The organism is Mesorhizobium sp. WSM4935 (assembly GCF_029625735.1).
Taxonomy (GTDB): Bacteria; Pseudomonadota; Alphaproteobacteria; order Rhizobiales; family Rhizobiaceae; genus Mesorhizobium.
In genome coordinates, this window is record NZ_JARTVR010000083.1 from 1 (window position 1) to 239 (window position 239).

The window sequence follows — 239 nt, forward strand, 5'->3', positions numbered from 1 at the left end:
AGACTGCAGCAGTCGAGGCCCCCCGCCCCGCCTCTACCAGCAGTTCTTATCGAACCCGGCCGAGCAGAAGGACTGGTCGCCCGCGTACTGCTTCATGGCGGGCTTGGACCAGCCTCCGAAGGACTTGAAGTCGGCCGTGCAGGGGCTGAAGGTGAAGTCCCAGTGAGCGTACCACAGCGGCAGGTTGGAGAACGCCGTGGACCCGCCCATGATGGGGGACCACTGGCTGGAGCTGGAGT

At 65.3% G+C, this 239-nt stretch carries 1 protein-coding gene; it reads right to left on the minus strand.

Annotated elements, in window-relative coordinates; genetic code table 11:
• Positions 1–33 precede the first annotated feature (33 nt).
• On the minus strand, positions 34–239 hold a 206-nt coding region (locus tag P9273_RS32205; protein WP_278052600.1), incomplete at its 5' end, for a hypothetical protein.